10 protein-coding genes are annotated in these 14656 nt (G+C 61.3%); 1 reads left to right on the forward strand and 9 read right to left on the reverse strand.

Translation table 11 applies throughout. The annotated features are described in order from the left end of the window. Nucleotides 1-5: 5 nt before the first annotated feature. The 5 genes from ACQQ92_RS06000 to ACQQ92_RS06020 form a co-directional block, all read right to left on the reverse strand. A complete protein-coding gene (locus ACQQ92_RS06000; RefSeq protein ID WP_427796029.1) occupies nucleotides 6-3434 on the reverse strand; it encodes a DNA-directed RNA polymerase subunit beta in 3429 nt (1142 codons plus the stop codon). Nucleotides 3435-3993: 559 nt separating this feature from the next. Continuing rightward, nucleotides 3994-4902 carry a UTP--glucose-1-phosphate uridylyltransferase gene (locus ACQQ92_RS06005; protein ID WP_368136490.1) on the reverse strand — a complete coding sequence of 303 codons (909 nt, stop codon included), beginning with the start codon at nucleotides 4900-4902 and terminating at the stop codon, nucleotides 3994-3996. A gap of 311 nt (nucleotides 4903-5213) precedes the next feature. Continuing rightward, on the reverse strand, nucleotides 5214-5591 hold the full coding sequence (gene rplL, locus ACQQ92_RS06010; RefSeq protein WP_154514707.1) for a 50S ribosomal protein L7/L12: 378 nt from the start codon (nucleotides 5589-5591) through the stop codon (nucleotides 5214-5216). A gap of 102 nt (nucleotides 5592-5693) precedes the next feature. Continuing rightward, nucleotides 5694-6215 carry a 50S ribosomal protein L10 gene (gene rplJ, locus ACQQ92_RS06015; RefSeq protein ID WP_089572500.1) on the reverse strand — a complete coding sequence of 174 codons (522 nt, stop codon included), beginning with the start codon at nucleotides 6213-6215 and terminating at the stop codon, nucleotides 5694-5696. Between the two features lie 506 nt (nucleotides 6216-6721). Beyond that, nucleotides 6722-7858 (reverse strand): pyridoxal phosphate-dependent aminotransferase, encoded by a 1137-nt coding sequence (locus ACQQ92_RS06020; protein ID WP_427796024.1) that lies wholly within the window; start codon nucleotides 7856-7858, stop codon nucleotides 6722-6724. Between the two features lie 93 nt (nucleotides 7859-7951). On the opposite strand from ACQQ92_RS06020, the gene ACQQ92_RS06025 reads away from it, so the two are divergent. Next, on the forward strand, nucleotides 7952-8611 hold the full coding sequence (locus tag ACQQ92_RS06025; protein WP_427796025.1) for a hypothetical protein: 660 nt from the start codon (nucleotides 7952-7954) through the stop codon (nucleotides 8609-8611). A gap of 1 nt (nucleotide 8612) precedes the next feature. Here ACQQ92_RS06025 and ACQQ92_RS06030 read toward each other — a convergent pair whose 3' ends face one another. From ACQQ92_RS06030 to feoB, 4 genes are all read right to left on the reverse strand, one after another. Then, on the reverse strand, nucleotides 8613-9176 hold the full coding sequence (locus ACQQ92_RS06030; protein WP_427748354.1) for a uracil-DNA glycosylase family protein: 564 nt from the start codon (nucleotides 9174-9176) through the stop codon (nucleotides 8613-8615). Nucleotides 9177-9179: 3 nt separating this feature from the next. Continuing rightward, on the reverse strand, nucleotides 9180-10556 hold the full coding sequence (locus ACQQ92_RS06035) for an alpha-amylase family glycosyl hydrolase (protein WP_427796026.1): 1377 nt from the start codon (nucleotides 10554-10556) through the stop codon (nucleotides 9180-9182). Between the two features lie 153 nt (nucleotides 10557-10709). Beyond that, nucleotides 10710-11906 carry an MFS transporter gene (locus ACQQ92_RS06040; protein WP_427796027.1) on the reverse strand — a complete coding sequence of 399 codons (1197 nt, stop codon included), beginning with the start codon at nucleotides 11904-11906 and terminating at the stop codon, nucleotides 10710-10712. Between the two features lie 126 nt (nucleotides 11907-12032). Further along, entirely contained in the window at nucleotides 12033-14444 is a 2412-nt protein-coding gene (feoB, locus tag ACQQ92_RS06045; RefSeq protein WP_427796028.1) for a ferrous iron transport protein B, read from the reverse strand. Between the last annotated feature and the right edge of the window lie 212 nt (nucleotides 14445-14656).

Here is a 14656-nt window from a genome sequence, read left to right on the forward strand (position 1 = left end):
GTCAACTACTCCTTATCAGTGGTCGTGGCGGCGACAGCCTCGGGCGCCTCGGCGGTCTCGGCATCCTGGGCCTCGACGTCGGCGTCAACGCCGGCGAGCGCAGCCAGGTCATCGAGGGCAGAGGTCTCCTCGGCGGTCACGGGGGCGGAGGCGTCCTCGTCGGCATCGTGCATGGGCTCGATGTCCAGTGCGAGGGAACGGATCTCCTTGACGAGAACCTTGAAGGACTCGGGGATACCCGGAACCGGGACGTTCTCGCCCTTGACGATGGACTCGTAGGTCTTGACGCGGCCCACGGTATCGTCGGACTTGACGGTCAGGATCTCCTGCAGGACGTTGGAAGCACCGTATGCGTACAGTGCCCAAACTTCCATCTCGCCGAAGCGCTGGCCGCCGAACTGGGCCTTGCCGCCCAGCGGCTGCTGGGTAACCAGGCTGTAAGGGCCAGTCGAACGGGCGTGGATCTTGTCGTCGACCATGTGACCGAGCTTGAGGATGTAGGACGTGCCCACGGTAATGGGCTCGCGGAACTCCTCGCCGGTGCGGCCGTCAAACAGGCGGGTCTTTCCGCGCTCGTCAAGCTGGGTGACAAACTCGGGGCGCATGTGATCGCCAAAGGCAGCGGTGGCCTTGTTGAGCATATTCTTGTTGGCACGACGGATGACCTCGGCGATCTCGTCCTCCTTGGCGCCGTCGAAGACGGGCGTCGCGGTAAAGAACGGACCGGGGACGTACTTGTCGGAATCGGCATCCTCGGTATCCCAACCGCAGGCAGCAGCCCAGCCAAGGTGGCACTCGAGCAGCTGGCCGACGTTCATACGCGAAGGAACGCCCAGCGGGTTGAGGATAACGTCGATCGGGGTACCGTCAGCCATGTAGGGCATGTCCTCGACCGGCAGAACGTTACAGATAACACCCTTGTTGCCGTGGCGGCCGGCAATCTTATCGCCCTGCTGGATCTTACGACGCTGGGCGACGTAGACGCGCACCTGCTCGTTGACGCCGGGGGCCAGGTCGTCGCCGTTCTCGCGGCTAAAGCGGACGACGTCGATGACGCGGCCGTAAGCGCCGTGAGGCATCTTAAGGGAAGTGTCGCGAACGTCATGAGCCTTGGCACCGAAGATGGCGCGCAGCAGGCGCTCCTCGGCAGTCAGAGCGCTCTCGCCCTTAGGGGTAACCTTGCCGACCAGGATGTCGCCAGGGCCGACCTCAGCGCCGATGCGGATGATGCCGTCCTCATCGAGGTTGGCAAGCATGTCCTCGGAGAGGTTCGGGATCTCGCGAGTGATCTCCTCGGGGCCGAGCTTGGTATCGCGGGCGTCGATCTCGTGACGGGTGATGTTGATGGTCGTCAGCAGGTCCTCGGCCACCAGGCGCTCGGACACGACGATACCGTCCTCGTAGTTGAAGCCTTCCCACGGCATGTAGGCCACGGTGAGGTTCTGGCCCAGTGCGAGCTCGCCGTGATCGGTCGAAGGACCGTCGGCCAGAGGCTCACCCTGCTCAACGGTGTCGCCGACGCGCACGAGCGGGCGGTGGTTGATGCAGGTGGACTGGTTGGAGCGCTGGTACTTGGCCAGGTGATACTCGTCCATGCCGCCGGCATGCTTGACGATAATCTTGGAGGCGTCGGCAAAGATGACCTCGCCGGCGTTCTTGGCCAGGGTGACCTCGCCAGAGTCCAGGGCGGCGCGACGCTCCATGCCGGTACCGACATAGGGAGCGGCGGGGTGAACCAGCGGCACGGCCTGACGCTGCATGTTGGCGCCCATGAGCGTACGCTTAGCGTCGTCGTGCTCGAGGAACGGGATCAGCGTGGCTGCGACGGAGAGCATCTGGCGCGGCGAGACGTCCATGTAGTCGACATCCTCGACGGGCACGTCGGCGGGAGCGCCGAAGGAGCCGTCGAAGTCGCGGGTACGGGCGATCACGGAATGCGGACGGACGATCTTGCCCTCGGCATCGGTCGTGATGAACTCGTTGGTCTTGGGATCGAGCGGCGTGTTGGCCGGCGCGATAACGTGCTTCTCTTCCTCGTCAGCGGTCATCCAGTCGATCTGGTCGGTGGCAACGCCGTTCTCGACGCGGCGGAACGGGGCCTCGATGAAGCCATACTCGTTGACGCGGGCGTAGAGGGCAAGCGAGCCGATCAGGCCGATGTTGGGGCCTTCGGGGGTCTCGATCGGGCACATGCGGCTGTAGTGCGAGTTGTGAACGTCGCGGACGGCCGTCGGCACGTTGGTGCGGCGGCTGGAGCCCGACTTGTGGCCGGCAAGACCGCCAGGGCCGAGTGCGGACAGACGGCGCTTGTGGGTCAGACCGGTCAGAGGGTTCGCCTGGTCCATGAACTGCGAGAGCTGCGAGGAACCGAAGAACTCCTTGATGGAGGCCACGATCGGGCGGATGTTGATGAGCGACTGCGGGGTAATCTCGTCGATGTCCTGGGAGCTCATGCGCTCACGGACGACGCGCTCCATACGGCTCATGCCGATACGGAACTGGTTGGCGACGAGCTCGCCGACGGTGCGGATACGGCGGTTGCCAAAGTGGTCGATGTCGTCAACCTTGAAGCCCTGCTCGCCGGCAGCGAGGGACAGAAGGTAGCGCAGCGTAGCGACGATATCCTCGTCGGTGAGCACCGTGACCTCTTCCTCGGTAGTGAGGTTGAGCTTCTTGTTGACCTTGTAGCGACCGACGCGGGCCAGGTCGTAGCGCTGCGGGTTGAAGAGCAGGCCCTCGAGCAGGCTGCGGGAAGCATCCACGGTGGGAGGCTCGCCCGGGCGCAGGCGACGGTAGATCTCGATAAGAGCATCCTCGCGGGTGAGGGCGGTATCGCGCTCGAGGGTGCGCTTGATCACATCGGAGTTGCCGAGCAGCTCGATGATGTCGTCGTTGGTGACGGCGATGCCAAGGGCGCGCAGGAACATCGTGGCGCTCTGCTTGCGCTTACGGTCGATGGAGACCATGAGCTGGTCGCGTTTGTCGACCTCAAACTCAAGCCAGGCACCGCGGGACGGGATGATCTGAGCCTTGTAGATCTGCTTGCCCGAATCCATCTCGGAGCTGAAGTACACGCCCGGGGAACGGACGAGCTGCGAGACGACGATACGCTCGGTACCGTTGATGATGAAGGTGCCCTGATCGGTCATCATGGGGAAGTCGCCCATAAAGACGAGCTGCTCCTTGATCTCGCCAGTCTCCTTGTTGGTGAGACGGACGTCGGTCAGAAGCGGAGCCTGATAGGTCATATCCTTCTCGCGGCACTCCTCGACGGTGTGCGCGGGGTCGCCAAACTGATGCTCGCCGAAGGTAACCTCGAGAACATGGTTCTGGCTCTGGATGGGGCTGGATTCCTTAAACGCCTCACGAAGGCCCTCGTCCTTAAAACGCTCAAAGGATTCCCTTTGAACAGAGATAAGGTTGGGGAGCTCCATGGCCTCCGGGATTTTCCCGAAGCTGACGCGCTTGCGCTCAGTGGCAGTGTATGCGTAGGTCACCAGGTTTTTCCTCCTTCACGGAAATGCTCGGTGGGTTGGCGAGGCATAGCTTCGCCAGTTATCGCAACCTAATAGTTTATCAGGTACCGACCGTTGGGCAAGAAAAGCCTTGACGCGATTGAGTTTTTGGAGTAGCAAAGTTTTTCGACAGAAAATACGCAGGTAGATGTACTTATATCGAACATATGTTCATATATTTTCTGTGAACAGAGTTGCTGATGCGCGTCGCTGAATGGCGGAATGGGGACGAAGGCTGATCGGGCGGAAACTGTGTCCCGTTTTGAGGCCTCAAACTGGGTCGTAGTTTCCGATTGAGCCCTGTTTGGGAAACTGTATCCCGTCCTGAGTCGATATTCTGGGATGCGCTTTCCGCTAGGGTCCTCAGCCGGAAAGCGCATCCCAGAATTCGACCAAATTGTGGGTCGCACTTTCCGGAGCTAAGCGGCAGTTCGCAAAAAAACGGGTGCAGACCGAAGTCCGCACCCGTAAGCGCTGTTTACTTGCGCATCAAGCCGCCGCGCTCGTCGATGGCATCCCAGAAGGCATCGGCAAAGCGAGGATCGCTTGCGGCCATAAGGGCGTTGGTGGCCATCCAGCCAGAAGGCGTGCCGGTGTCGTAGCCCGACAGAGGATCGATGACGACGGCGTACATGGCCTCGCGGTCGAGCGAACGGGCCATGGCGTCGGTCAGCTGGATCTCGCCGCCCTTGCCGGCCTGCTGGTCGGCAAGCAGCTCCATGACCAGCGGGCTCAGCAGATAGCGTCCGACGATGTAAAGGTTAGAAGGCGCAGCCTCGGGAGCAGGCTTCTCCACCAAGCCGCCGATACGCCACACGGCGCCAGGCTCGGCATCGCCAACGCCCTCGGCGCCCTCGAGGGAGCCCACGCGCTCGCCGGCGATAACGCCATAGCGGCTGACCTCCTCGGGAGCACACGCGGCAACAGCGATAACCGAAGCGCCGCCATGCTCCTTGGAGACGGCAAGCATCTTGTCGCAAATGTCATGGTTGGGCACAACATAGTCGCCCAGAAGAACCAGGAAGTTCTCCCCCGCCACAGCATCGGCCGCCGAGCGAATGGCATGGCCGAGGCCCTTGGGCTCGTACTGATAACGGAAATCGACCGGCATACCGCCAGCGTGGGCGACGGCATCGGCATAGGCGTTCTTGCCGCGCTCGCGCAGCAGGTTCTCAAGCGAACGGTCGGGCTGGAAGTAGCTCAGCAGCTCGGGCTTACCGGGAGAGGTAACGATGATGGCGTCGTCGACCTCCTCGGGGTCGAGTGCCTCCTCAACGACGTACTGGATAACCGGCTTGTCGAGCACCGGCAGCATCTCTTTGGGCGTGCACTTAGTGCCAGGCAGAAAACGCGTGCCTAGACCGGCGGCGGGGATGATTGCCTTCATATTATTCAAGGATCCTTTCGCAGGCGCAAAGCGCCCCAAGCGTGCGGCACGGCGGCCGCAGACCAAATTGCGATACCGAAGTATCTTACCGCCGGAGACATACGTCGCCGTAAGGCAAACGCAATTCTTCAGCAGGTCAACGCAAATTATTGCTCGAATGGTGCAATTTTATGCCCCAGCGGTAACGGGATTGGCACGGCGAAGACAGCGGTGTTCTGCGTGCCGAGCAATGGGAATGAGGGGCCAAAACAAAAAAGACGGGGCTCGCAATGCGAACCCCGTCTGCAAAGAAATCTGGCGAGAAAGCCTGATTACTTGAGGGTGACAGCAGCGCCAGCAGCCTCGAGCTTCTCCTTGGCAGCCTCGGCGTCCTCCTTCTTGGCGCCCTCGAGAACAGCCTTGGGAGCGCTCTCGACGACCTCCTTGGCCTCCTTCAGGCCAAGGTTGGTGAGCTCACGGACGGCCTTGATGACCTGAATCTTGTTGTCGCCGAAGCCCTCGAGCACGACGTCAAACTCGGTCTTCTCCTCGGCCTCAGCAGCGCCAGCAGCGGGAGCGGCGACAACAGCGGCAGGAGCAGCGGCGGAAACGCCGAAGGTGTCCTCGATAGCCTTAACGAGCTCGGAAGCCTCGAGAAGGGTCATTTCCTTAAGAGCATCGATGATCTCATCGGTGGTAAGCTTAGCCATTTCTAAGTCCTTTCGGTTTCCGTGTCTGTGCACGGAGATCAGTTAAAACACGGCGCGAATGCGCCAGGGGTGCGGCGTTGCCGCCGCGGGTGAAAACAGCGACTAGGCTGCCTTCTGCTCGGAGACCTGCTGGATCGAACGAGCGAGACCAGAGGAAACGCCGTTGACGCAGACAGCGATGTCGCGAGCGAAACCGGAGATGAGACCGGCGATCTGGCCGAGAAGCTGGTCCTTGGTGGGCAGCTCGGCGATAGCCTTAACATCATCAGCGGAAACGGCCTTGCCGTCGGAGATACCGCCCTTGATCTCAAGGACGCCCTTGGACTTAGCGGAGAAGTCCTTAAGGGCCTTAGCGGCCTCGACCGGCTCGGTCTCGTAGAACACATAAGCGACGGGGCCGGCGAGAATCTCGTCGAGCTCGGGCTGCTCCTGGTTCTTGAGAGCGATCTTGACCAGGTTGTTCTTGTAGACCTTCATCTCGGCGCCGCACTCGCGAAGCTGATGACGCAGCTCCTGAGCCTGCTTAACCGTCAGACCGTTGTAGTTGACGACGAACAGACCGGCATTCTCGGCGATACGGGACTCGATCTCTGCAACCTTGTCGATTTTGTACTGCTGGGGCATGAATTACACCTCCTCGAATTCTTTCCGGGCACGGTCCGCCACAAGGACGTGACGGGGGCATGTCCAAAAAGAAAGCCCCCGCGCTGCATGAGCGACGGGGGCGAGAAGACATATCTACTCGACCACCTCGGCTGGCGGGATGTCCCATTAAGCTCGCGGGCAATGCCCGTTTGCACCGGCTGTCTCTGGCAGCGGATTCGTGCGTGAACCGAAAGTATTATGGCGGGGACCCCGGCTTCGGTCAACGGCAACCCTGGCTGCACACAATTCCACCATCTCGGTCGCGCCGCCAAAGGCCAGGCGCAAGCTTTTCGCTCGGTCAGGTCCTGGGCTCGCACGAAGAGCACATTTAGTGCTCTTCGGCTCGTGCGGAATCTACGAAAAGCTTGCGCCTGGCCTTTGGCGGCGCGACCTGTGTTGACTTTGGGGCAGCCAGGGTTGCCGTTGGCCGACGCCCCCACGCATAACCCTTATGTCGGTGGGCTGATGTGTTGCGTCCCTGAGGACTACAAAGTCGAAATGAAGGTGGACAGGCGGCGGAGGCCTTCGTCCAGATCTTGGTCGGAGACGCAGTAGCTTAAGCGGACGTGGCCTTCGGTGCCGAAGCAGTCTCCGGGGACTAGGGCTACGTTGGCTTCTTTGATGGCTTTGATGCAGAAGTCTTCGCTTGTTAGGCCGAATTGTTTGATGCTGGGGAAAGCGTAGAAGGCGCCGGCTGGTTCCACTACGTCGAGGCCCATGGTGTCTAAGGCTGCGAGCACGCGTTCGCGGCGGGCTCGGTAGACTTTGAGCATGGGGGTTGGGTCGACGGTCAGGGCTCGGGCCGCGGCGTCCATCTCAAAGGAGACGGCGCTCGATACTAGGTATTGGTGAGCCTTTGCGATCTCGGCGATGACGGGGGCTGCAGCTGCGAGCCAGCCCAAGCGCCAGCCGGTCATAGCCCATGGCTTGGAGAAGCTCTCGATGACCACCGTCTGCTCGCGTAGCTCCGGGTGGCGCTGGGCAAAGCGCTCATAGCCATCCACATAGACCAAGCGGTTATATACGTCGTCGCAGATTACGTAGATGCCCGCTTGCTCTGCCACGTGTGCCACGGCGTCGAGCGATGCCGCGTCGAGGATACAGCCCGTAGGATTGTTGGGCGTGCAGATGACGATGGCCTTGGTCGCCGGGGTCACGCAGGCGCGAAGCGCTTCCTCGTCAATCTGAAATTGCGCGGGCTCCGTATCCAAAAAGACCGCTTTGGCGTGGTTGGCCACGACGATGCTCTCGTACAGGCCAAAGGCCGGAGTGGGGATAATAACCTCGTCGCCGGGGTTGAGCATGGCCATAAATGTTGCCGACAGGGCCTCGGTCGCGCCGTCGGTCAGGATGACCTCGTCGGCCGAAAACGTAAGGCCCGCGTCTCCCATGTAGGTAGACAGCGCCTCGCGCAGGGCGGGACGGCCGTTGTTGGGCGGATAGTGCGTGTCACCGCGGTCCAACGAAGCAGTCACTTCGGCGCTAATCACATCGGGCGTGGGAAAATCGGGCTCGCCAAGCGCGAGCGCGATGCACCCCGGATGCTGGGCGGCGAGCGCGTTGATCCGGCGAATGCCGGAGGGCTTGAGCGTGGCAAGCGAGGTGTTCATGGGCAGTCGCATGGCATTCCTTTCGTAAGGGTTGCACTAGGATAGCGCGCCCGCGCGCCACCAGACGATGTAACCTAAACGGAAACCAACCGGAAAGGAGATGGCATGGAGACGACCGCACGCGGCGATGTACCAAAAACGCTGCAAACCATTGCGTATATCAGTATTCCCGAGAGCGCCGATCTTGAGTTTTTGCTTTGGGACCTGCAGGATGCCATCGCCGCCTATGCTCAGCTTTCCGGCACCGCGCTCCCCCGTCCGGTTGATTTGAAGGCAAATGACACCGGTGTAGTCAATGGCATGGTGTTCGCTGTTGATGATGCATTTGATGATGAGGCGATGATCGCTGTCGAGCAGATACTCGATCGCTTCGGGGATACAGAGACACGCGTCTATGTCGTCGTCCAGGCCCTGTCAAAAAACAACAAGCAGGCGGACGAAGTCCTCGACCACCTGTACCGGGCATGTATTCTACGCGACCTGCCATGGTGCGGTGGCGTTGTCATCTGCGCCGGCAGCGGTATTGCGGCGCTTCGCCACTCCCCGCGTATGGGCCTCTTACGCCGTCCATTTTCCGAAGCGATGGATAAGCTTGTAGGCGCTGTGCGCATGGGCTGTTCCATTGAACATGCGCAGCTGCTTGGCGGCGGCGATGCCGATAGTGTCGATGTCGACGGCATGGTGCGCGTCAAGCCCGCCGTGCCCGCACCAATCTGGCATGCCATCATCAAACGCCTCGGCGCCCATGCTCAATCAAGGATCTAGATTACCGTGCGGTCCAGTCAACTGCCTCGCGCCAGCGCTCGACAAGCCGCTCCAGGCGCCAGGCCGCGTTAGCGGGACTAGTTGACGGCAACACGACAGCGGACAGACCCGTCCGCTCCTGTAGATAGCGCTTATAGAGGCGCCCCGCCGTACCTCCGTTGCATACCACCCGCTCGATGGGCGCAGCTCCAGTGATGCGTTCGATATATGCCGGCACAACGTTTTTGATGCTCGCGTCGCTCGACCCCTTAATGTCGCAGCTCTCGACCACATCCCACAGGGCCACACCACCGTTCAACAGCATGGATCGCTTGGCGGCAATAGAGGCGTCGAGCGTCGCGGGCTCGCCGCCCACCAAAAGGTCGCCCTCGTTGGGTGGTACAGGCACACCAAGGCACGCGGCCATCACGCGCCAAAAGCGATTCTGAGGGTTGCCGTAATAAAAGGCATTGGCGCGCGAAAGCACCGAGGGAAACGATCCCAGCACCAAAACGCGCGAGTGCTGGTCAAACACGGGCTCAAACTCATGCTCAATATGTTGATAGCCCTCGTCTGACGCCGCCATGACCTAGGCCCTCAACAGATAGCGCACCTCGTAGGGCGCAAGTTCAAGCGCACCCGTCAGCTCGACCGTGGGTGCATCGTCGGCAAGTAGGTCGACGAAGGAGCCGTTGAGTTCGCCGGCTCCAAAGGTATAAGGCTCGTTCACGGCATTGACCGCCACGAGCACCGTCGCGTCGTCGCAGGCGCGCTCGAACAGCAGCTGCTTGTTCTGGATCACCACGTTGCGATAGGCACCGTAGTTGAGGGCGCGTGCCGCCGCGTCGTCGGCCGAGCGCAGGTGCGCAAGCTGTGTGACGAACGCCGTCAGCTCGTTGGGTGCAGGCTCATCGAGCGCAGGGCGCAGCGCCCAGTCGCCATCGGGGCCGCCCTTTTCGCCAGCAATTCCCCACTCGCTGCCATAGTAGATGCACGGGATGCCCGGCATGCCAAAGAGCATGCCATAGGCGGGACGCAGGCACGACTTGTCGGTAAGGATGCTCGCCAGGCGTGGCACGTCGTGGTTGTCGACAAACGACAGCAGGTGCTTGCCGCGGTAGATGCACCACGGGTCGCCGCCAAACTGACGGTGCAGCGAGTGGGCGATCTCGAACATGTTGATCGAGTTAAAGCTGGAGTACAGTCCCTTGTAACACTCGTAGTTGGTGCAGGAGTCGAGCATCTCGTCGTTGACGATCTGGTTGTAGTCGCCGTGGAGCGTCTCGCCGATCAGCACAAAGTCGGGCTTGAGCTCACGGGCAAAGGCGTGCAGGCGGCGCATAAAGTCGCGGTCGAGCATATAGGCGACGTCCAGGCGCAGACCGTCGACGCCAAAGACATCGGCCCAGCGGCGCACGGACTCGAGCAGGTAATCGACCACGGCGGGGTTTTGCAGGTTGAGCTTCACGAGCTCAAAATGGCCTTCCCAGCCCTCGTACCAAAAGCCGTCGCCGTAGCACGAGTCGCCGTCAAAGCTGATGTGGAACCAGTCCTTGTAGGGCGAATCCCACTTGCGCTCCTGCACATCGCGGAAGGCCCAAAAGCCGCGGCCGACGTGGTTGAAGACGGCGTCGAGCACCACGCGGATGCCGTGGGCATGCAGCGTCTCGCACACGGCGGCAAAGTCGGCGTCCCCACCCAGGCGACGGTCGATGTGGCGCAGGCTGCGCGTGTCGTAGCCATGGCTATCGGACTCGAGCGGTGGGTTGATGAGCACAGCGCCAATACCTAGTTCCTGCAGGTAGTCGGCCCATTGGGCGATTTTCATGATGGGGGCATCGGGGTTGGGCGCGTCGTTGGCAGCCTGGGCAAGCTCATCCTCGGCAACGGGCGCGGCGTTTTCGCGCGGAGCTCCACAAAAGCCCAGCGGATAGATCTGATAGAACGTCGTCTCGTATGCCCACATAGCAACCTCCCGGTAAGCTCAACACAACGACATCCATTGTATGCCCGGCTTGCATCCTCTTCCCCAAAATAAGTTGCGGTGAAATAGTTCCCGCTTGGACCTTCAGGGGCCTTAAACAGGAACTATTCCACCGCAACTGATGAGGAAACGTGATTAGGCGACGGGCTTTGCGCGGCGTATGGCCGGGAACATCACCGTGATGGCGAGGATGACGCCCACGACGGCAATCGCCCCGCCCGCGAAGCCGATCCAGGCGATACCGGGGCCCGAAACCACGGCGCCGCCGATCGCGGTGCCCGTGCCGATACCCAGATTAAACAGGCCCGAGAAGATCGACATGGCGACAGCCGACGAATCCGCGGGCGTGTACTTGATAAGCTCGGCCTGAAATGCCACGTTAAAGGCCGTGGCGCAGCAGCCCCACAGCACGCAGACGGCAAGCACTGCTGCGAGCGACGATGCGGCCGAACCCATTAGCAGCAGGGCCGCTGGCACGCCGGAGAGTGTGATAGCCAAAAACGGGAAGCGGTGCCCGTCGAACAGGCGGCCAAACAGCCAGCTGCCCACCAGACCGGAGCAGCCAAACGCCGTCAGCGTCATGGTAATGGCGCCCGCGTCGACGTGCGCGACCTGCGCCAGGAAGGGCTCGATATAGCTGTAGCCTGTGTAATAGCCGGTCGCCATAAAAACCGTGACCGCGTAGAGCGCGATGAGGAACGGGTTCTTGAGCAGCTCGGGCAGCTGTTTAACGGCAAAGCGCTCACCCGCCGGCATGGCCGGGAACACCGCTGCCTGGTACACCACCGCGGCGGCAGAAAAGGCCCCGACCACGGCAAACGTCATGCGCCAGCCCACAGCCAGCCCGATGGCGCGGCCGATCGGCAGGCCAAAGATCTGCGCGATGGACGAGCCCGTGGCGATCATGCTGATGGCGAGCGCCCCGTGACGGGTGTCGACCAGGCGCGAGGCCATAATCGAGGCGACCGACCAGAACACGGCATGTGCGCAAGCGACCACCAGGCGTGCACAGACCAAAATAGGATAGGTGGGCGCCACGGCGGACAGGAACTGACCCAGAGAGAACACGGCGAGCACGCCGAGCAGCATACGCTTGAACTCAAAGCGCGAGGCAAACACCATAAGCGGCAGCGACAGCAGCATGACGCCCCAGGCGTAGACCGAAATCATGATGCCTGCCTGGGCCTCGGTGAGCGAGAACGATACGGCAATATCAGTCAGAAGGCCGATGGGCATGAACTCCGATGTGTTGAACACGAACGCGCAGCAGGCGAGCCCGATAAGCGGGAGCCACTGCTTGAGCGAGATGCCATCTTGTCTTGCCTGAGTCATGTAGGAAACCTCTCCGATTGTCTTGGGCGGTGGGCGATTATATAGCAACGGCCCCGCATCCGTCAGCACAGATGCGGGGCCGCAATCAACAACTCAATACACAGAGGTTGCGCCGTCAATAAATAGCTAAGCCAACCCCAGCAATATGCCCGCCGAATGCACGATAAACGCCACAATCCAGGCGACCGTCACCTGAAACGCGAACACGGCAACGGCATAGCGCGCGCCCAACTCGCTCTTGACGGCACCGATTGCCGCCACGCAGGGCGGGTACAGCAGCGTAAAGACCAAGAACACGTAGGCGGTAAACGGCGAAAACATGGTCGACAGCGCCGCGGGTGACGTTGCATCCAAAAGCACGGTGAGGGTCGAGATGACGCTCTCCTTGGCGATAAGTCCGGTGACGAGCGCCGTGGATGCACGCCAGTCGCCAAAGCCAAGCGGTGCCAACGCCGGCGCGATGATGCTACCCAGACCGGCAAGTAGACTCTGCGACTGATCGGCGACCACATTAAAGCGGATGTCAAACGTCTGGAGGAACCAGATGACCACGGTGGCGGCAAAGATGATGGTAAAGGCCTTGGTAATAAAGTCCTTGGCCTTATCCCACGCCAGCATCACCGTCGTCTTGATGCTCGGCAGGCGGTAATTGGGTAGCTCCATGATAAACGGTACCGGGTCGCCCTTAAATGCCGTGCGGTTGAGCACCAAAGCCGCGATGCAACCGACCGCAATGCCAATCAGATAGAGCGAGACCATGGCTGGGACCGTCGCCTGCGGGAAGAATGCTCCGCACAGCAAGCCGTAAACCGGCAACTTGGCCGAGCAGCTCATGAACGGCGTGAGCATGACCGTCATCTTGCGATCATGCTCGGATGGGAGTGTACGGGTCGACATGATAGCCGGCACGGTGCAGCCAAAACCGACGAGCATGGGCACAAAGCTGCGGCCCGACAGGCCAAAGCGACGCAGCACCTTATCCATGACAAAGGCCACGCGCGCCATGTAGCCGGAGTCTTCCAGAATGGAGAGGAACAAGAAGAGCACGACGATAATCGGCAGGAAGGTCAGCACGCTGCCCACACCCGTAAGCACGCCGTCGACAGCCAGCGAGCGCACCACGTCGTTGGTTCCGAACGCCTTGAGACCCGCATCGGCCGAGGCGATGATGGCAGCGATGCCGTCCTCCATAAGTCCCTGCAACGCCGCGCCGATCACGCCAAACGTCAGCCAAAAGACGAGGCCCATGATCACCAGAAACGCCGGGATGGCCGTGTAGCGACCCGTCAGGATGCGGTCGATCTTAACGGAGCGCACGTGCTCGCGGCTCTCGTGCGGCTTCACCACGCAGCGCCCGCACACGTCGCCGATAAAGCTAAAGCGCATATCGGCCAGCGCGGACAGGCGGTCGGTGCCGGCCTCGTCCTCCATCTGGGTAATGATGTGCTCGATAGCGTCAAGTTCGTTGCGATCCAGGTGAAGTGCCTCGGTCACCAGCTCGTCGCCCTCAACCAGCTTGGTCGCCGCAAAACGCACCGGAATGCGGGCCGTCACGGCATGGTCCTCGATCAGGTTGGCAATGCCGTGGATGCAGCGATGCAGCGCACCGCCGTCCGGGCCATCGGGCGCGCAGAAGTCCAGGCGACCCGGGCGCTCGCGGAACCGCGCCACATGCAGAGCGTGATCCACCAGCTCGTCGATACCCTCGTTGCGGGCAGCGCTAATGGGGACAACAGGCACGCCCAACAGGCTCTCGAGCAGGTTGACGTCCACGGCGCCGCCGTTGGCCGTCACCTCGTCCATCATGTTGAGCGCGATGACCATGGGGCAGTCGAGCTCCATAAGCTGCAGCGTCAGGTAGAGGTTGCGCTCGATATTGGTGGCATCGATGATGTCGATGATGGCGTCGGGATGCTCGTCAAGGATGAATTGACGGCTGACAATCTCCTCGCCCGTGTACGGCGACAACGAATAAATACCGGGCAGGTCGGTAACGCTCGCCTCGGGGTGGTTACGGACAGTACCGTCCTTGCGGTCGACCGTCACACCGGGAAAGTTACCAACATGTTGGTTGGAACCCGTCAGCTGGTTGAACAGCGTGGTCTTGCCGCAATTTTGGTTGCCGGCGAGGGCAAAGTGCAGCGGCGCGCCCTCGGGTACGGCCGTTTTTGCCGCACGGGGCGAATACGTCCCCTCACCGAGCGCCGGGTGCTCCGTCGTGCCGATTGCGGCGTTAACGCGCGGGCTCGTATCGGTGTCGTGAATACCCACGAGCTCAATGCGAGCAGCATCGTCTTTGCGCAGCGTCAACTCGTAGCCACGCAGGCGAATCTCGAGCGGGTCGCCCATGGGGGCGTACTTCATCATGGTGACTTCGGTGCCCGGTGTTAAGCCCATGTCCAAAATATGCTGTCGGAGTGCCTGATCGTCCGATGCCACCGATGCGACAACGGCGTCCTTTCCAATCTCGAGTGTATCGAGCTTCACGTCCGTGTTCCTCCCCCGACGCCCACAGGGCGTTGCATTTATGTTCACCATTGCTAACCGTTTGCCATGGCTAACCAATTTTAACCATGCATGATAGCGCGAACATGCAGCGACGTTCAATCAACAGATTGTTGCAATGGGGATTCCGGACCCCGGTTTTCCAGACGAGCCTGCTGCGGAAACTGCATCCCACTACTCAGGCGAATTCCGGTCCCCGATTTCCCGATGGGGCCTCTCGGGGAAACCGCGTCCCACTCTGAAGC

The organism is Collinsella sp. SGI.241 (assembly GCF_050312955.1).
GTDB lineage: Bacteria > Actinomycetota > Coriobacteriia > Coriobacteriales > Coriobacteriaceae > Collinsella.